At 54.1% G+C, this 19,134-nt stretch carries 16 protein-coding genes and 1 riboswitch; of the genes, 14 read left to right on the forward strand and 2 right to left on the reverse strand.

Annotated elements, in window-relative coordinates:
- Positions 1-332 precede the first annotated feature (332 nt).
- From WBG83_RS08605 to WBG83_RS08615, 3 genes are all read left to right on the forward strand, one after another.
- Positions 333-2,246: a pectinesterase family protein gene (locus WBG83_RS08605; RefSeq protein ID WP_336744484.1), complete on the forward strand. Its 1,914-nt coding sequence runs from the start codon at positions 333-335 to the stop codon at positions 2,244-2,246.
- Positions 2,243-2,350 carry a hypothetical protein gene (locus tag WBG83_RS08610; RefSeq protein WP_336744486.1) on the forward strand — a complete coding sequence of 36 codons (108 nt, stop codon included), beginning with the start codon at positions 2,243-2,245 and terminating at the stop codon, positions 2,348-2,350. Before WBG83_RS08605 ends, WBG83_RS08610 begins: the two co-directional genes overlap by 4 nt.
- 211 nt (positions 2,351-2,561) lie before the next feature.
- Complete coding sequence (locus WBG83_RS08615) at positions 2,562-4,004, forward strand: glycoside hydrolase family 28 protein (RefSeq protein ID WP_336744487.1); 1,443 nt, start codon at positions 2,562-2,564, stop codon at positions 4,002-4,004.
- A gap of 289 nt (positions 4,005-4,293) precedes the next feature.
- Here the strand turns inward: WBG83_RS08615 and sugE are convergent, their stop codons facing one another.
- Positions 4,294-4,614, reverse strand: coding sequence for a quaternary ammonium compound efflux SMR transporter SugE (gene sugE, locus WBG83_RS08620; protein WP_336744489.1), 321 nt, complete (start codon positions 4,612-4,614; stop codon positions 4,294-4,296).
- Positions 4,615-4,685: 71 nt separating this feature from the next.
- Positions 4,686-4,813: riboswitch (guanidine-I (ykkC/yxkD leader) on the reverse strand.
- Positions 4,814-4,984: 171 nt separating this feature from the next.
- Between sugE and WBG83_RS08625 the strand changes: the two genes are divergently transcribed.
- The 11 genes from WBG83_RS08625 (at position 4,985) to WBG83_RS08675 (ending at position 17,580) form a co-directional block, all read left to right on the forward strand.
- Positions 4,985-5,752, forward strand: coding sequence for a TIM barrel protein (locus WBG83_RS08625; RefSeq protein ID WP_336744491.1), 768 nt, complete (start codon positions 4,985-4,987; stop codon positions 5,750-5,752).
- 272 nt (positions 5,753-6,024) lie between these two features.
- The gene (locus tag WBG83_RS08630; protein ID WP_336744728.1) at positions 6,025-6,450 is read left to right on the forward strand and encodes a MarR family winged helix-turn-helix transcriptional regulator; all 426 of its coding nucleotides are present in this window, start codon (positions 6,025-6,027) and stop codon (positions 6,448-6,450) included.
- Positions 6,451-6,454: 4 nt separating this feature from the next.
- A complete protein-coding gene (locus WBG83_RS08635; RefSeq protein WP_336744493.1) occupies positions 6,455-7,114 on the forward strand; it encodes an HlyD family efflux transporter periplasmic adaptor subunit in 660 nt (219 codons plus the stop codon).
- Between the two features lie 13 nt (positions 7,115-7,127).
- Complete coding sequence (locus WBG83_RS08640; RefSeq protein WP_336744495.1) at positions 7,128-8,438, forward strand: efflux RND transporter periplasmic adaptor subunit; 1,311 nt, start codon at positions 7,128-7,130, stop codon at positions 8,436-8,438.
- Positions 8,439-8,449: 11 nt separating this feature from the next.
- Entirely contained in the window at positions 8,450-10,027 is a 1,578-nt protein-coding gene (locus tag WBG83_RS08645; protein WP_336744497.1) for a DHA2 family efflux MFS transporter permease subunit, read from the forward strand.
- A gap of 161 nt (positions 10,028-10,188) precedes the next feature.
- Positions 10,189-11,013 (forward strand): sulfite exporter TauE/SafE family protein, encoded by an 825-nt coding sequence (locus tag WBG83_RS08650; RefSeq protein WP_336744499.1) that lies wholly within the window; start codon positions 10,189-10,191, stop codon positions 11,011-11,013.
- 309 nt (positions 11,014-11,322) lie between these two features.
- A complete protein-coding gene (locus tag WBG83_RS08655; RefSeq protein ID WP_336744501.1) occupies positions 11,323-12,249 on the forward strand; it encodes a peptidylprolyl isomerase in 927 nt (308 codons plus the stop codon).
- Positions 12,250-12,617: 368 nt separating this feature from the next.
- The gene (gene hemE / locus WBG83_RS08660; protein ID WP_336744503.1) at positions 12,618-13,652 is read left to right on the forward strand and encodes a uroporphyrinogen decarboxylase; all 1,035 of its coding nucleotides are present in this window, start codon (positions 12,618-12,620) and stop codon (positions 13,650-13,652) included.
- Between the two features lie 77 nt (positions 13,653-13,729).
- Entirely contained in the window at positions 13,730-14,680 is a 951-nt protein-coding gene (hemH, locus tag WBG83_RS08665) for a ferrochelatase (protein WP_336744505.1), read from the forward strand.
- A gap of 178 nt (positions 14,681-14,858) precedes the next feature.
- Positions 14,859-16,493 (forward strand): protoporphyrinogen oxidase, encoded by a 1,635-nt coding sequence (gene hemG / locus WBG83_RS08670; RefSeq protein ID WP_336744507.1) that lies wholly within the window; start codon positions 14,859-14,861, stop codon positions 16,491-16,493.
- A 157-nt stretch (positions 16,494-16,650) separates the two neighbouring features.
- Positions 16,651-17,580: an MBL fold metallo-hydrolase gene (locus tag WBG83_RS08675; protein WP_336744508.1), complete on the forward strand. Its 930-nt coding sequence runs from the start codon at positions 16,651-16,653 to the stop codon at positions 17,578-17,580.
- A gap of 443 nt (positions 17,581-18,023) precedes the next feature.
- Here the strand turns inward: WBG83_RS08675 and WBG83_RS08680 are convergent, their stop codons facing one another.
- Positions 18,024-18,839: a Cof-type HAD-IIB family hydrolase gene (locus WBG83_RS08680; RefSeq protein ID WP_336744510.1), complete on the reverse strand. Its 816-nt coding sequence runs from the start codon at positions 18,837-18,839 to the stop codon at positions 18,024-18,026.
- Positions 18,840-19,134: the final 295 nt, after the last annotated feature.

Here is a 19,134-nt window from a genome sequence, read left to right on the forward strand (position 1 = left end):
ACAGGAACTACCTGCCAATCCATTGTAAAGGATTTTTTTGCGTCTGAATGAGATAAATACAGAAAATTATGAAGATTTAGGGAAAATTAATGCAACGCTAGTGAATAACTAGGGATAAATACCAAATAAGGGATAACAGGAACAATCATGGTTCATGATTCTGCGAAATTCAGATGAAATCGAGGAGCCGACCTGTGCGGAAAGTTAAATGTTATGCCTTGCTTGTAATAAACGATGCCCTACTATAGTAGCTACACAAGGCCTGTATGGGGCGGGCAGTGCGAAGTGAGGGAGGTTACATACCTACCGCCTATTATTATGTAGTGACCGCCATGAACAGCAAAACGGAAAGTATGATTTCCAGTCAGGCCAAAGCCGTGCCATATTCACTGGTCGGCGGAGCCCCGGCTGCTCCCTCAGGCTTCACAGCTGCAGCCGATGACGGCAGGGTCCTTTTGTCCTGGGATACCGTAACCGGAGCTTCTTCGTACACGGTAAAGCGGAAGGCCGCCGCTGAGAGCGCCTACACACCGGTCGCGGCCGGTTTAACGGCAGCCGGCTTTGAGGACACAACAGTGATCAACGGTGTCCAGTACGCTTACATCGTGACAGCTGTAAACGATAACGGCGAGAGCGGAGAAAGCGCCGAGCTGCTGGTGATGCCGGCCGAAGTGATTACTGTGGACCCGGCCCAGCCTACAGACGCTTCGAATCGGCGGTACCAGACCATTGCTGAAGCGGTGGCATCCATACCGGCGAATAACGCGAAGCGGATGGTTGTTTTTATTAAAGCCGGAACGTATCATGAGAAAATTACGGTAGCCGCTCCGTATGTCAGCTTGGTGGGCGAAGGACGGGGCGTGACGGTCATTGAGTATAACGATTACGGCGGCACGGACGGGCAATCTGGGAATGTGGGCGGGACCTTCAACACGCCGACCGTTGCCGTAACGGGCAATGATTTCAACGCGTCCAATTTGACGATTCAGAACAGTGCCGGACCGCGCAATGTGGTTGGGACCGCTGTCGCTTTATCCGTCAAGAGCGACCAGTCCGTGTTCGACAATGTGGAGCTGCTTGGCTATCAGGATACGCTGTACACGGGTACGGGCAAGCAGTATTACCGCAACAGCCGCATTGTCGGCGACGTCGATTTTATTTTTGGCGAAGCGCCGGCGGTGGTGTTTGACAACAATGAAATCGTCAGCGCCAGTCAAGTGGCCGGCGGCGGGGGGCACATTACGGCAGCGGGTCAGGCCAGTGCCGGCGATCCGGGCTATGTCTTCCTCAACTCTCGCGTGGTTCAGGATAGCTCGGCAACGGGCAGCTTTGATTTGGGCCGGCCCTGGAAGCAAAATCCGGCGGTCCGGTTTATCAATACGTATATAGATTCGCATATTATCGCTGCGGGCTGGGTTTCCTGGAATGTGCAGCCGGCCATTTATGCGGAATATAACAGCTACGGACCGGGAGCGAATGCGGCGGGACGCTCTACCCTGCTGTCCCGTCAATTGTCTGCCGATGAAGCGGGCGATCTGACGATTCCGCGTATCTTTGGCGGGTGGGACCCGTCGGTGCCCGTCATATTGCCGAAGGCGAATCCAAGCCCGGTTATCGCTGAGAAAACCGTATTGTTTGACAGGAATACGGAGAAATCCGGGGACATTACGATCGCTGCGCAAGCCGCCGGAAGCACACTGGCTTCGGTAACGAATGAGGGCGATACCTTGCAGCCGGAGACAGACTATTCGGTCGCAGCCAGCGGCTATACGATCCACCGTTCCTATTTGGCGGAGTTGTCTTTTGGTGTCCATGAGCTGACCTTCACATACACCTCGGGCTATGCGGTTACGGTCGAGGTTGTGGTAGTGGATTCTACGATGGTTCAGACCCTGGCTCCAGGGGAGGGCGGCTGGGCCTCTTATGTAACCGGCGTAAGCGGGGGTATTAACGCTGCGCCGGCCAATATTACGGTCGTTACAAACCGTGGCGAGCTGCTAGCGGCGCTGGGAGGAGCTAACGCGAAAACGAATGCGGCGCCCAAAATGATTTACGTCCAGGGCACTATCGACATGAACACGGATGACAATAATAATCCGCTTTATTTTGACGACTACCGGGTCCCGAACTATGACTTGGATCAATATGTGGCTGCTTATGACCCGCAGGTGTGGGGCAGAACGAGCCTGCCGATCGGCCCGCTTGAAGCGGCGAGAAAAGCTTCACAGGTCAAGCGGGAATTATGAACGGTGTAACGGAAACAACGTTTGTGCCGGATGCCGGCACAAGCCGGGCTGAAGCGGCGGTTATGCTGAAGCGTCTGCTGCACTATGTCGAATTTATGAATTAAAAGTTGGAGGAGGGCGATCCCGAGATCGCCCTCCTCCCGCTGTATTTGGCGGTTTTGCGGTATATTTGGTTGCTTTCGGCATATTGACCGTAACGCCGATTCGGACAATAATGGCTGATATGAAGGGCAAGCTATGGTTGGGCGGCTTCCGCTGCTTCAAGGCTTGCAGGCATAAGCTGATATTATACAAATAGAGGAGAGACGCTTACGGATGGACAAGCATCAAGGATTTTTTAACGCTGTACACTACGGGGCTGTCGGCGACGGCGCAACGAAAAATACGGAGAGCTTCGCCAAGGCGATAGAAGCGATCCAAGCTGCCGGAGGAGGCACGCTGTTCGTTCCGGCGGGAACCTACTTGACGGGGGCCATTCATCTGGTCAGCAACATGACGCTGCATCTGGATGCGGGCGCCAAGCTGTTGTTTGTCTCCGATCTGGACGAATATCCGACAGTAAAAACACGCTGGTCCGGCTATGAATGCTATGGCTATTCGCCCTGCATTTACGGCTATGAGCTCAGCAACGTGGCGATTACGGGTCGCGGCACCATTGACGGCAACGGCTCTTGGTGGTGGAACGGGTACTTTGACTGCAAGAAAGGCGAGCGTCAGCAAACAGAGCGGGAGCGCGGCTTTGCCGAATTAAACAGCAAGCTGTATCAAGAAGTGAAATCGAATATCGTAGAGTGGGAATCGCAATTCCTGCGTCCCGCGCTTGTACAGCTGATGCACTGCGACAATGTGCTGCTGCAGGGGGTTACCCACCAAAACTCCCCGTTCTGGAATACGCATCTGGTTTATTGCCAGAACGTTACGATCCACAGCGTTACCTTCAACAGCCCGGAAAATGCGCCGAATACTGATGGACTGGATATCGACTCCTGCGCCAACGTCCGTGTGTCGGACTGCCATTTCCATGTCGGGGACGACTGCATTGTGATCAAATCCGGCATTGATGAAGACGGACGCCGCATCGGCAAGCCGTCGGAGAACATTGCCATCACCAACTGCACGATGCTCAAAGGCCATGGCGGTGTCGTGCTCGGAAGCGAAACCGCGGGCGGACTTCGCAATATCGTGATTTCGAACTGCATCTTCATCGGCACGGAGCGCGGAATCCGGATGAAGTCGAACCGGGCCCGCGGCGGCATCATCGAGGATATTCGCGTCAGCAACATCCTGATGCAGGAAGTGTTATGTCCGTTTACGATTAATATGTTCTACCGTTATGGGGTTGATCCGGCCAACGAAGCGCTGGCCAGCGAAACGCCACAGCCGATTACCGAGTGCACTCCGGCGTTCCGCAACATTTATTTGAGCGATATTACGGCGCGGGGGACGCGTGCGTCTGCCGGCTTCCTGTACGGGCTGCCAGAGCAGCCGATCGAGGATGTAGTCCTGGACAACGTTACGATTGAGATGACCACAAACCCTGACGAGCAGGGCGGCGAGCCAGATATGGTCCGCGATGTGCTGAACATGGCCGGCGAAGGAATGTTCGCCAAGTACGTGAAAGCCTGCGAATTCCGCAATGTGCGGATCGAAACCCGTCAGGGGCCTGCCTTGACCTTGGAGGCGTACGAGGACGTTCTTCTTGAAGGGGTCCGGATGCGCACTGTTCATCCGAACACGCCTGTAATTGACAAGCGTTAAACCGGCGGCAAAGAACAGCTGCTTCAAAAAACAAGCGGATAAAGACAGGGTGGCTGCGGAGCGGAAGTTATCCGGTAAGCTGACTTTGCCGGTGGCTCCGAGTGCAGCCGGGCTTGCTGTATGAGCCGATATATACCCGGTGACGAGGACAAGACGGGCCATGATATAGTTGACGAGCCGCCGGCATACAACGAAGCGACATACGTTAGGAGCTTAGGCGATGTAATTACGCGGTGCAATTCTGGCGGCCCTGGCTACACGACGCTTCCTGCGGATACGGGAGGGCAACTTAATGCCCTGAAGTAAATTTTACCCCGATAATGCCGACCACAATCAGCAGCAAAAAGCCAATCCGGGCCAGGGTCAGCGGTTCGTTCATAAGCAGTACGCCTACGATAATGGTCCCGACCGCCCCGATTCCGGTCCAGATGGCATAAGCTGTGCCCAAGGGCAAATCCCGGGTTGTCAGCGCCAGAAAGTAAAAGCTGATGATCATCCCGGCGACGGTAATGACGGAAGGCGTCAGGCGGGTAAAGCCATCGGAATACTTCATGGAAACCGCCCAGATCACCTCAAAAATACCCGCAATCAATAAATAAATCCAAACCATACTGTTCCAGCTCCTTTCTCATGATGGGACGGAGAACAAAAAGAAGCCCGGGAAGATATCTGTCGCAGATATCCTCCCGGGCTTTTGTCCCTCCGTGAACGCAGCTCCCGGCCGCGCGTTTTCTCTCGGACCAGACCATTCCGGGGCATCAGCCCTCAAGGCCAAATGATAGGAATGCGGAACCCTAGAAAACTTTGACCCCATCATAGGCCATTACATGCTGGATGTCAATGCTGGTTTTTTCATCCGGCCTGTAAGCAGGTCCGAATTCAGGCCTTTACATGTATGGCTATACGGGGTAACGTGGAGACAGGCCGGGCGGCCATCCGCTTCCGCGACCGGCAGGCTGTATACAGAAGGAGCGATAAGGATGAAATATTCGCTTTGCATAGGCGCTTATCCGGGGCAGGACGCGCTGTATCATTTACAGAAGGTAAGGGATCACGGCTTTCACGGGCTGGAGCTGTACAAGTGGTGGGAGCTGGGGGATCTGAGGGCCATTGCGGCCGAGCAGGACCGTATGGGAGTCGGTATTAGCGCAACCTGCACCAAGGTGTTTGATTTAGTAGATGACTCCAAGCGGGAGGATTATCTTGCCGGGCTTCAAGCCACGATTGCGGCCTGCCGCATACTCGGAACCCGTTCGATTATTACGCAAACGGGAAAGGAACTGCCGGGCGTCTCCCGGGACAAGCAGCGGGCAGCCATGGTGGAGACGCTTAAGCGCTGCGCCGGCCTGCTGGACGGGACGGGAATTGTACTGGAGCTGGAGCCGCTGAACGGGCTCGTGAATCATCCCGGCCATTTCCTGCAATATTCGGAGGAAGGCGCCGCTATTGTTGATGAGGTGGGCAGCCCGCAAATTCAGCTTGTTTTTGATGTATACCATCAGCAGATCACAGAAGGCAACGTTATTCGCAACGCGACTGCGTACAAGGACCGAATCAATCATTACCATATTGCCGACAATCCGGGGCGCAGCGAGCCGGGAACCGGCGAACTGAACTATCTGAATATACTGCGGGCGATTCAAGGCACCGGCTTCGACGGTTTTATCGGTCTGGAGTGCGGCTATACCATCGATACCGATTCCGCCCTGGAAGCATTCAAAGCAGCGATACTGTCCAGGCTGTCTTAAGGCCGGATGCTCTTTAAGCATGGATATGAAGCAATATACATCAAGAATGTTGCCGTTTCCGGCAATGTTTTTTTTTTTTGCGGGAGCGCTTTCCCTGCCGCCGGGAGCGGCGGGGTTCTTTTTTTGCAAGCACATCCGGCCGGACGCGCTCAGTGTAAGGATGATAAAAAACGGTATACAAATCAATAAAAGTAGTATATATTTCGTATAGAAATATTTCTTATGCAAAATAATTGGTTCGGGTTGAAGGAAGGTGGGAGTGACCCTTGGAAATGGGCTCCGATTTCGCGAGAACGTTGATTCGTCTAAATAAGGTGTTTGCAGCAGTAGCTGTGAAGGAGTTTAAACAGGTCGGGATTACGATGGCACAAATGTTCGTGCTTCGTCAGCTGTTTGATCGCCCGAAGACTATCGGGGAAATTGCCAAAGGGGTCGATCTTAGCTATAGCACCGTCTCCGGCATTGTAGACCGGCTGGAACGCAACCGATTGGTGGAGCGTGTCCGGGATGAGCAGGATCGTCGGGTTGTTTGGATTCGGCCTACGGATGATTTGCGCGTAATTAAGGAACGGGTTAGCTGTTTTCAGGAACAGCTGTCGGAGGATTTGCTGCAGGTCATTTCGAGAGAGGAGCTCTCCAAAGCGGAGGAGACCTTGAAAATGATCGTGACTTACATGGAAAAGAAGGTTGAGGGATAGAAAAATGAAGCGAAAATTAATACTGTACTCCATTTTGACCGCCATGGTGATCTGTGGCGCAGGGATCGGTACGTTTTATTGGTACAAGGCGACCCATTATGTCCAGACCGAGGATGCCCGCATCGCAGGAGATATCTACAAGGTAACGCCCCGGATTACGGGCAAGCTGACCTCCTTTCCGATTAAAGCGGGAGACACTGTGGTCGCCGACCAGATCGTCGGGCAGCAGGATATCGCGAACCTGAGCAACAGCGCGCTGGATCAGGCTTTTTTGCGCTCGCCGATTAGCGGCACCGTCATTCAAACCGCGGCGAAGGTCGGCGAGGTCGTCTCGACAAGCCAGGCGGTAGCGATGGTAGTGGATAAAAGCAAGCTGTATGTATCGGCCAACATTGAGGAGACCGAGATGGTCAAGCTGAAGCTGGGCCAGAAGGTGGATTTCACCATCGATACCTTTAAGGGGAAAACCTTGACGGGAACGCTGTACGAAATCGGAGAAGCCACGGCTTCCACCTTCTCTCTGCTTCCGGCGACGAATACAAGCGGGAATTTCACGAAGGTGACCCAGCGGATTACCGTCAAGATTTCGATTGATGACCAGCAGGGGCTTAATCTCTCGCCAGGCATGAATAGCAACGTCAAAATACACATCAATGAAGGATAAGGAGAGAAAGCGGATGAAATACCGGGGAACAACCAGGGTCGCGCTGATTCTGCTGGCAGCGGCGGCGCTAACGGTCAGCGGCTGCAGCGGGAAGGCCGCAAGTGCAGGATCGGCAGGACCGGCCGTCGTCAAAACGGTTCAAATCGGAGCCGCGACAGCAGGCGTCAGCGGCAAAATCGCACCGGACCAAACGGTGCAAATCGTATCCAAAACCTCCGGTAAGGTGAAATCGGTGGAAGTAGGCGAAGGAGCGAAGGTTAAGCAGGGTGACGTGCTCGTCCAGCTGGAAACCGACGATCTGGAGCTTCAGGTGAATCAGGCGCAGGCAGGCCTTGCAGCAGCGCAGGCGAAGCTGGCCGATACCGAAGCAGGGGCGCGCTTGCAGGATATCCAGGCAGCCAGAAGCGGAGTGGATCAGGCGGCAGGCACTGTACGCCAGACAGCCGCCGCAGTGGAGCAGGCGCAAGCGGCTAACGAATTGCAGCAGCGCACGTTCAACAAGCTGCGCAACCGGTTCGATAACGGGGAAGTGACGCAGGATGAGCTGGATCAGGGCCAGCTTGCCGCAGAGAAAACAAGAACGGCTTATGAGCAGGCTCTGGCGCAGAAGCTGGCTGCGGAAGCAACGCTTTCCAGCACTCAAGCGAAGTACGATTTGCTCAGGGCGGGAGCTACCAGCTCTACGCTGGACGCGCTGCGGGCTGAAGTGACCCGTACGCAGGCCGCGCTGGAGATTGCCCGGAACGCAATGAATCAGGCAGCTGTCCGGGCGCCGATCGACGGAACCGTCGTGAAGAAGATTATCCATCCCGGAGAGATGGCACAAGCCGGCTCAGCGCTGTTGACCGTCGTAGATATGCATCAGGTGTCGGTTGAGGTGAGCGTGCCGGAGAACATGATTCAACAGGTCAAGGTTGGACAACAAGCCGACGTGCGCGTGGCCAGCCTGCAAGGGAAGGCTTTTGAAGGAACGGTCAGCTTTGCCAGCCCGGTCTCCGATTCGGCCAGCAACACGTTCCCGGTGAAGCTGACCGTGCCCAATGCGGACGGATTGCTTCTGGCGGGAACGCTTGCTGAAGTAAGCTTTACGCCTGGCACTGCCCATGGACTGGAAATTCCGAAGGTCGCCCTGCTTAAAAAAGGGGATAAAACGGTCGTTTACAAGCTGGACGGCGATGTCGTCCATGAGGTTTCCGTTGTGACGGAGGAGAAGAATCAGGACTGGGTTTATGTGCAGGGCAACGGTTCGTTAAAGTCGGAGGATCGTCTTGTGCTGAATCCTGTGGAATCGTTGACGGATGGCGCGAAGGTGAAGGCTGAGTAGGAGGGGTGTCCATGACGGAGTCGAGGGGCATTACCTCATCCCAATGGCTTGCGCTTGTTGCAATCCTGCTGGGGACGTTCATTGCGGTGCTTGACAACAGCTTGATGAACGTGGCTTTGCCGAAGCTGATGGCTATTTTTGGCTCGTCGGCCAAGGATATAGAATGGGTGGTTACCGGGTATATGCTCGCTTCCGCCGTCGTTGTGCCGACCAGCGGATTTTTGGCTGACCGGTTCGGCTACAAAACGATTTTTTTGATTACGGTCGCATTCTTTACCTTTGGCTCGGCGCTGTGCGGCATTGCATGGAGCGAGATGAGCCTCATTATTTTCCGAATTATTCAAGGGCTGGGCGGCGGCTTTATTATGCCGCTCGGCATGGCGATGATTTACCAAATTATTCCGCGTGATAAAGTGCAGGTGGCGCTTGGGGTGTTCGGGATTGCGGCTATGGCTGCTCCGGCCGTCGGCCCGACGCTCGGCGGTTACCTAGTGGATCATCTAAGCTGGCGGTACTTGTTTTTGATTAATATTCCGATTGGCATTGCCGCTGTGATTGTCGGGCTGTCCGTTTTGAAGGAGACTCCTAAGCGGGAGGGTCTGAAATTCGATTATATCGGCACGATGCTGTCGATGATCTTATTTACGACACTGCTGCTGGCGTTGTCCGAGGGCTCCTCGGAAGGCTGGACGTCTCCTTATATCGTCAGTCTGTTTTTTGTGTCCACGTTCAGCTTTCTGCTTTTTATCTGGGTAGAGCTGGGAACCGAGCATGCGCTGCTTGATTTAAGGATGTTCAAAAATCCGGTGTTCACGATTAGTACGATCTGCTCCAGCTTTGTTATGATTGCGCTGCAGGGCGGGGTTTTCCTGATGCCGATGTTTTTCCAGAATGTCCAGGGGCTCTCCCCGATGGAGACGGGTCTCGTCATGATGCCGCAGTCCATCGCCATGGCGATTATGATGCCGGTTAGCGGCAAGCTGGCCTCGAAATTCGGCGTGGTGCCGCTTGCAGTGTCCGGGCTGATCATTATGGGGATTACGACCTTTGAGCTGGGCAGTCTGAACCTGCAGACGTCCAATCACTGGCTGGAGCTGATTCTTGCGATTCGTGGAATCGGGATTGGGCTGTGCATGATGCCTATCTCCTCCGCGGCGATGAATACGATGCCCAATCATCAGATTGCCAGAGCTTCTTCGCTGTCGAACGTATTCCGGAATGTGGCGGCTTCCTTCGGGATTGCAGTGCTCACCAGTATTATGACCAACCGTCAAACACTGATTGCCGGCCAGTTGTCCGACCAGGTGAACAACATGTCTCCGGCGCTCGCGCAGTTTCAAACGGATGTGGCGTACCGTTATTTGGAGCTGGGGGCGGATGTCGCCTCCTCCAAATCAGGCTATGTCAGTGTGCTTATGGGATTGATTCAGAAGGAGGCGCTCGTTCGGGCGCTGGCGGATACATTGCTGATTACAGCGGTACCGGCCTTTATATCGATTATTTTTATCCTGCTCATTAAAGAGAAGAAGAAGCCTGACGCAGCTGACGGACAAAAGGACGCGCAGGCGCATGTTATGGTAGAGATGTAGAACAGGTTACCTGAAACCATCTGCGGCCTATCCGGGCGTAGCAGATGGTTTTTGCGGTGTTATGCCGGACGCTTCCGAACCAATTCAGTCAGCAAAGCATGACGGAAGCTCACCGGGAGAACACTAGGCAGAAGGAGCCGGGGATAAGGGAGCGTCAAGCAATGGGATACGCGTGGACACTGGGATTGTTATTCATCATCGGGCTTGTTTCGGCCACCTTCGGCAGTATTGTGGGCCTGGGGGGCGGTATTATTATCGTTCCGGCTCTTGTTTATCTCGGGCCTCTGATTGGGGAAGAGGTATCTACAGCGACTGCTGTCGGAACCTCCTTGGCTGTATTGATTATAACGGCGCTGGCTTCAACCCTGACGTTCGCCAAGCAGAAGCGGGTTGACTTCCGCAGCGGCTGGCTGCTGTTTATTACAAGCGGCCCGGGATCTATCGTCGGTTCCATGGTGACGGGGCTGCTTGAGCCGAGCCGGTTTCAGCTTGGCTTTGGAATTTTCATGCTGCTTATGGCTCTTCTGATGCTGCTGCGGGACAAGCTGAAGCCTGTCAGCAGACCTTGGCCCATTCAGCGGCAGTTTACCGATGCCTCCGGCACGGTATGGTCTTACGGTTACAGCTATACGCCGCTCCTGGCCATCGGTTTTTTGGTGGGACTTGTATCCGGCTTGTTCGGCATTGGCGGCGGCTCGTTATTTGTTCCCGCGATGGTGCTGCTGTTCGGTTTTCCGCCCCATGTAGCGACGGCCACGTCCATGTTCACCATTTTGTTCTCTGCGGTGATGGGCAGCCTGGTGCATGGTGCCTTGGGCGAAATTCATTACTGGTGGCTGCTGATTTTGGCGCCGGGGGCTTATGTAGGCGGTATTCTTGGCGCCAAAATTACGACCCGGCTGAGCGGCCCGGCGCTGCTGTGGCTGCTGCGGCTTACCCTGTTTGTACTTTCGACCAAGCTTATTTGGGAAGGGCTGACCGGGTAAGCAGGGCGCTGTATCATACGGAAAGGCGAAATCATCCGTTATGCGCTATGGCGGCCGCGTGCTTGGTACGGCGAGCGCTCTAGCGCGCTGAGGCGGCTTCGCATGATGATGAGCCACTGCGTGATGGGAACAAGAGCAAGAAGCAGCTTCTTGCCCGGCTTGCATGATAGCGGTAACATGATGCGCAGGCACATGTAAATTTTTCTTGTTCATCTTAAGGTTATATTAATGCTTTTTTAGACCAAGTCTGTTATAGTGAATAAAGATTTTTTAAAAAAATTTAGAACCTAGATGGGGGATTAAAAAGACATGGCTGATATTCAAAACTCTTCCGCAGGGCGTCGTGGCGTTTCTTTGCTGCCGTGGATTTTGCTCGTTGTGGTCATTGTAGCAGCGCTTGCCTATATTCTGGCCTCCGGCAAAAAGACCGCAGCCGGTGAAGCGGTAGCGACTGTCAATGGAGAAGTCATTACGAAGGATGTATTGTACGATGAATTGGTGAAGCAAGGCGGCACGCAAACGCTGGATACGCTGATTACCAAGAAGCTGCTGGAGCAAGAAGCGAAAAAACGCAATGTAACAGTTACAGATGAAGACGTGAACAGCCAATTGGAGGATATCAAGAAGTCGTTCCCGTCAGAAGAAGAATTTACAATGGCTTTGACGCAATATGGCATGACCTTGGATCAACTGAAGGAGCAAATCCGTCCGCAGGCGCTGGTCACGAAAATTTTGACACCAGAGATTCAGCTGTCCGATGACGATAAGAAGAAATATTTCGAAGACAACAAAGCTTCCTACAATAAAGCGGAGCAAATTAAAGCGTCCCACATTCTCGTGGCGACCAAAGAAGAAGCTGACGCCATCCTGGCGCAGCTCAAAAACGGCGCTGATTTCGCAACGCTGGCCAAAGAGAAATCGACCGATACCGGCTCCAAAGCCAATGGCGGGGACCTGGGCTATTTTGAAAGAGGCAAAATGGTTACTGAATTCGACGATGCGGCGTTTAAGCTGAATGTAGGCGAAACGACAACAGCGCCGGTTCAAACACAATTCGGCTTCCATATCATCAAGCTGGTGGACAAGAAGCCGGCCGTCACTGCAACCTATGAGGACAAGAAAGCTGAAGTAGAGAAGCAGATGATTACGGAAGAAGTGGGCAAGCGTTACCAAGAGTTTGTGGACAAGCTTAAACAAGATTCCAAAATCGATAATACACTTGCTGCAAAAGCATAATTCAGCCCGAACGGCGCGGATGCGGCAGCAACTGGGAAAAGACGGGAAGCCGCGGCGAGCTGCGGCGGCCTCGTCTTTTTTCTTGTTTGACGGGACAGTAAGCAAAGTCATATCAGCCCTTTTGTATAGCCGTTTATACTTTGGGCAGACGGTCACGTCTGCGCTTCAGAAGGCCGGGCAAAGCGCAGGGAGCGCGTCTGATTCAACCTGGATCAGAAGAAGCAGAGCGGTCCGGGAGCGCTGTATGCGGCAGTATTCAATGAATTGTAATATTCAAGAGCTGACCTCGGTTGTGAGAAGAGAGTAAAAGAGGCATAATAGGAGGTAGAAAATCGACGTGGACTGAACGCGGAAAGTAGGGAGCAGCAATGAGCTTTAATGATTTATTCCTCCGGGCCTGTTTCAAGCAGGACGTAGAGCGGGCTCCGGTCTGGTATATGCGCCAAGCCGGACGGTACGACCCGGACTATCAAAAAATTAAAGAGAAATACAGCCTGCTTGAGATTTGCAGCCAGCCGGAGCTTGCGGCGGAAGTGACCTTGATGCCCGTGCGCAAGCTGGGGGTTGATGCAGCGATTTTGTACTCGGATATTATGAATCCGGTTGCTTCGATTGGGATCGATTTTGATATCGTCAAAAATATCGGGCCGGTCATTCATAACCCGGTACGGACCCGGCAGGACGTGGAGCGGCTGCGTCCGGTTCAGGTGGAGGCCGATTTGGGCCACGTGCTGGAAACAATCAAAATCCTGGACCGCGAGTTGAAGGTGCCCCTTATCGGATTTGCCGGCGCGCCGTTTACGATTGCCAGCTATTTAATTGAAGGCAAGCCGTCCAAAAACTATTTGCGGACCAAAGCAATGATGTACGGCGATCCGGAAACGTGGCAGCTTCTGATGCGCAAGCTGGCGGATATGGTAGCGACCTACCTGCGCGAACAGATTCGGGCAGGCGCCAAAGCGGTGCAGCTGTTCGACAGCTGGGTCGGGGCGTTGGCGCCGCATGATTTCACCCGGTTTGTTTTACCGACGATTGAATCTATTTTTGAGCAGCTTTCGGATTTGATTGATGTGCCTAAAATATATTTCCCGGGGGTAAGCTCCGGCGAGCTGCTGCCTACACTCGGCCAGGTGAAGGCCAATGTCATCGGGCTGGACTGGCGTATCCCGATTGAGGAAGGACGCCGGCGGCTGAATCACCGCTTCGCGGTTCAGGGGAATCTGGACCCGACCGTGCTGATGGCGCCGATGCCGGTTATTGAGGAAGCAGCCAAGTTTGTCATTGATCAAGGGATGAAGGAGCCGGGCTTTGTGTTCAATCTCGGGCATGGCCTGTTCCCGGAGGCTTCCCTGGAGAAGCTGAAGGAGCTCACCGCCTTCGTACAGCAGTATTCCTCCCGCTAATCTATACTATCTCTCGCCCGCTGCCCTAGCTTTCCTGTTGGACCAGCGGAGACCTAAAAGGAACGGTGACTGGAACAATGGAACAACGTAAAATCGGCGTGCTGGTCATGTCATACGGTACCCCGGAAAGTCTGGATCAGGTTGAAGCCTACTATACGCATATCCGCCGCGGTCATTCGCCGGAGCCGCAGCAGCTGAAAGAGCTGACTGACCGTTATGAAGCGATCGGCGGGCTGTTTCCTCTGCGAGACAATACGAACAAGCAGGTACAAGCATTGGAGGACGAGCTGAACCGCAGATATGCAGGGCAAGGACTGCAGTTTGCTTGCTATCAGGGCCTGAAGCATGCTTCCCCATTCATCGAGGACGGTGTCCGGCAAATGGCGGAGGACGGCTTGACGGAAGCCGTGGGCATCGTGCTGGCCCCTCATTATTCGGTTATGAGCGTAGGCGGCTACATCAAGCGGGCTCAGGAGACTGCAGCAGCCCTGCCGGGCGGCTTGAGCATGCATTTTGTCCACAGCTATCATCTGCATCCGCAGCTGATTGAGGCATTGACAGAACGGGTAAACACGGCACTGCAGAGGTTCGACGCGGACCGGAATGAAATCCGGGTTATTTTCAGCGCGCACAGCCTTCCGGAGAAAATCGTGGAGATGGGCGACCCGTATCCGAAGCAGCTTCATGAAACCGCCCAGCGGATTGCGGAGGCGGCTGGTGTAAGCAATTGGCAGTTTGCCTGGCAGAGCGCCGGACAGACCTCGGTCCCATGGCTTGGCCCGGATATCTCGGAGGTGCTGCGGCACATTGCGTCCGAAGAGGGCGTTCGTTACGTAATCTCCTGCCCGATCGGATTCGTATCAGACCACCTGGAAGTGCTGTATGATATTGATATTGAGCTGCAGGGCATAGCAGCGGAGCTGGGTGTGCAGCTGGAGCGGACGGCGTCCCTTAATACAGATCCCCGCTACATATCCGTGCTGGCGGATGCCGTGTACGGCGAATTAAAGATGAAGCAGACGGTATAAGGCTTTTCTGCCTGATGCAGACATATAGGAAGCAGATATAACAAAGCGGTGCTGAACGGGAAACTGTGACGGCGCTGCTTTTATTTCATCGTATAGAGCGAAGTGAAATTGCCGCATCGTTTATTGATGGCGAAAAGGGTCCGTTTTTTCCCAATCGAGAAAGAAAGGGGTTTTGGCTATGGGCACACAAGCAGGCGTCTTTCGGCTGGCCGTTATCGGCGGGGGAGTCAGCGGGTTAAGTGCGGCTTATTACGCGCAGCAGCAGCTTCGTGAACAAGGCATCGCTGCGGAAATTACGCTTCTGGAGAAATCCCGCCGGCTTGGCGGCAAAATACACACCCTCCATAAGGAAGGCTTCGTCATCGAGAAGGGGGCCGATTCTTTTCTGGCCCGCAAGCTTCCGATTATCGAGCTGAGCAGGGAGCTGGGACTGGAAGGAGAGCTGACAGGCACGAACCCGGCCGCGAAAAAAACATACATTTTACAAAACGGCAAGCTGCACAGAATGCCCGCGGGCCTTGTGCTCGGGATTCCGACGGAAATTACCCCGTTTTTGAAGACCGGACTTATTTCCCCCAAGGGCAAGCTGCGTGCGGCGCTGGATTTGGTTCTTCCCCGGCGTAAGGAGCAAGGGGATGAGTCGCTGGGGCAGTTTCTGACGCGCCGTGTGGGCCGAGAGGTGCTGGAGCGTGTCGCCGAGCCGCTGCTCGCCGGGATTTACGCCGGAGATACGTTCGCGCTCAGTTTGCAGAGCACGTTTCCGCAGTTTCAGGCTTTGGAACGGAAGCATGGCAGCCTGATTCGCGGCATGATGATGAATCGGCGGGCGAACGGACAGGAAACGAAAGGGCTGCCTAATATCGCGCAAAACAGCATGTTCCTCACGTATAAGGGAGGCTTGTCTACGGTAATTAACCGCCTTGTGGAAGCCTGTAACGGCATCAGCATCCGGACGGGCGTTGGTGTAGAAGGGCTGGAGCGGAACGGAAGCGCTGAGATCGACACTAGGGACGGTATGGCACGGGAGGCAGTCATGCGGCCTGCCGACGGTCAGGCTGCATTAACTGCTGAAGAGGGACGGACTGCGAACAGAAGCACGTCTGCTTCAGGCCAGGAGCAGAGGAGCAGGGCAGCGCGTTACCGGCTGCGCCTGACGGATGGCAGCACGCTAGATGCGGATGCCGTGGTGATTGCATTGCCTACTTATGCTGCGGGAGAGCTGCTGAGAGATGTTCCTGCTTACGACCCCATTGCCGCCATGCCTTATGTGTCTGTAGCCAACGTTGTCATGGCGTTCCGGAAGGAGGATGTGCCGCAAATTCTGGATGGTACGGGCTTCCTCGTCCCCCGCAGGGAAGGGCGAAGCATTACAGCAAGCACCTGGACATCGGTGAAATGGCTTCACACCGCGCCGGACGGCGGGCTGCTGCTCCGGTGCTATGTCGGTCGCAGCGGGGAAGAGGAGCTCGTCCAGGCCCCTGACGAGCAAATCATTGCACGTGTGCGTCATGACGTGAGGGAGCTGATGGGAATTTCGGCGGAGCCGCAGTTTACCGAAATTACGCGGCTGCTGCGTTCCATGCCGCAATATCCAGTCGGACACGTGGAGAATGTGCGGCGTCTGCGTGAATATTTGAATGAACACCGTCCGGGCCTGGTCGTATGCGGTGCGGGCTATAACGGTGTCGGGATTCCGGACTGTGTTCGTCAGGGGCGGGAGGCGGCCCAAGCGATTGCCGCATTCGCCAAGCAGGCAGTGCAGGGCACCGCAGCGCGCCAAACCGGAGATGCGCCCCTGGCTCAGACGATGTAGCTGCATGTAAAGGGCGAAAAGCGTGGGAGGCGGCCCATACAGGAGTGTCCACTGACAGCCGTTGTGCAAATGGACTAAGTAGGGCGGTTTTTCCTAACGTGAGGCGTGAAGCAGGAAGCGTTCCAGCACCAAGTCAGAGGCAAGGAGAGAATAACAAATGGTAAAACGCCGTTATGAGAACCTGGACGGTGTCCGTAATGAGCATACATTTGCGGATATGCGGAAATGGCGGGCGGAGCGAAAAGCCAAGGTCAAGGATTTGACCACTCCATTGCCTCAGGCTGAGCGGAAGCAAACCGCAGAGGTACGGAATAATCGTTCGGCTCTCAGCTACACGTGGATCGGTCATTCTACGTTTTTCATCCAACTGGATGGCTTGAACATCTTGACGGACCCGGTGTGGGCCGGACGGATGGGGTTTCAACGGCGGCTGACCGCGCCGGGCTGGGCGATCTCGGAGCTGCCGGATATTGACGTGGTTGTTATTTCTCACGGACACTATGATCATTTGGATTTTCCGACACTCGCGAGGCTTCCCGGACAGCCGGCTTATTTCGTGCCGGCCGGTCTGGGGGCGTTATTTCGCCGCAAGGGCTACTGGCAGGTGACCGAGGCGAATTGGTGGGAGTGTTTCGAGCATCAGGGTATTCGGCTGCACTTTGTGCCGGCCCAGCACTGGACCCGCCGTTCACTGTGGGACATGAATACGTCTCATTGGGGCGGCTGGGTTTTGGAAGGGCAGCGCGAAACCTTGTATTTTGCAGGGGACACCGGTTATTTCCGTGGTTTTCGTGAGATTGGCAGCCGGTTTACAATCGATACTGTATTTATGCCGATCGGGGCCTATGAACCGGAATGGTTTATGAGGATTTCACATATTAATCCTGAGGACGCCGTTCAGGCCTATTTGGATTTAGACAGCCGTGAAGCCGTGTTTGTACCGATGCACTACGGAGCCTATCGGCTGGCTGATGACACCGGCCCGGAGGCACTGGAGCGGCTATACAGCGCGTGGGCGCAGCGCCAGCTGCCGGATCAGCGGCTGCGTGTGCTGGCTATCGGCGAAACCTGCTTTAAGCGGGCCTAGGAGAAGCAGCATGTCACTGAACCATATTCCGTAGACTTATTAAACTGACTTCATGTTTTACCCCATAAGTTGTTTTTGGTACGTGGTGCAGCGTCGCATGGCAGATTTTTCAGCGAGCTTGACCTCCAAGCACGCGTTGCTGCGCGGCGGTCGGTTGACCCCCACGCGTAGTCAAGTATATATGACTCGGTCATAAGACCGGGCCAACGTTATTCGTGCGCTCTATCTTGTGCTTTCCCACAAGCGCTTGGGATTCGCGTGCGTGGGAAAAGGAAGTCGTCTCGCGATGAAGAAATAATACGGAACGGAGACAGCCACAGCACCTTGTTTAATGCGATTGATTAATCTGGCACTTGAATAAAAAACGGTCCCTTCCATTTCAGCCCTGGCGGCTTGAGAGGAAGGGACCGTTTTAATTTTTTAAATTTATAGGCAGGGTTATCTTATTTCTCTGCTTCTACCGCATTCAGCACATACTTGTCGATGACATGCTTCACGCCGTCCTCGTTGTTTGAAAGGGTAATGTAATCGGCAATCTCCTTCAAGGCATCTACAGCGTTCCCCATAGCCACCCCAAGTCCAGCAACCTCCAGCATGTCGCGGTCATTCCAGCTGTCGCCGATGGCGATGACTTCAGACAGCTCGCAGCCGATATGCTTGGCCAGATGGGCTACCGCTTGGCCCTTCGTTCCTTCTTTATGGGTGAATTCGAGGAAATACGGCTTTGATTTGGTCATATGCACATTTTTGCCTTCCAGCAGGCGGGCAAATTCGGGCATCAGCTCATCGAGCTTATCTGAATCCTCATAGATCAGCAGCTTGGTCGAAGGCGAAGCCAGCAGCTTGGAGAAATCCGGCTCCACTGTAAAAGGAATGTTGGACAGCTCGCAATACGCCCGTGTCCGTTCATTATCAGCTTTGGTGTACAGCTGATCCTGGATATAGTACTGCAGGTGCAGGCCGTTGGCCTCGCAGAAATCAAAAATAATTCGCGTCGCTTCCTCAGGAACCGCACGTTCGTAGAGCACCTTGCCGTCCATCGCATTTTTGATCAGCGATCCTTGATAGGAAATCAGCGGCACATTCAGCTCCATTTGCTTGGCTAGCTGCTGGGCGGAGGCGTGCATCCGTCCGGTGGCCAGGGTAACCGTCACTCCGCGCTGTATTGCAGCTGCAAGAGCAGCCTTGGTTCCTTCCGTTACCTGACGCTTGTCGTTAATGAGCGTATCGTCAATATCAATGCAAATCAGTTTGTACATGTTTTCTCTCCTGTAGCACAGAGGTGAAAAAGCATCGCAAAAGTACTCTGGACACTGTGCTTTTTCTTTCAATTATAGCTCAGACCCGGGCAAAGGGGAATAACTGAGCAGGATCGCTTTCCCGTCAAAGGCTATAATGACTGACATATGTGCAGCAGCAATTTTGCTCTGAAATGCTCATCGACACTACGATTAAAATAAGCGGATGCCTAATTCATCCTATCAGGCATCCGGTTTTTATTTTTTGGGGCAGGATATTCACGAAATCAATTAATACGAAAAATTATTTAATTCA

The sequence above is a fragment of the Paenibacillus sp. y28 genome (assembly GCF_037137075.1).
Taxonomy (GTDB): Bacteria; Bacillota; Bacilli; order Paenibacillales; family NBRC-103111; genus JBBBNV01.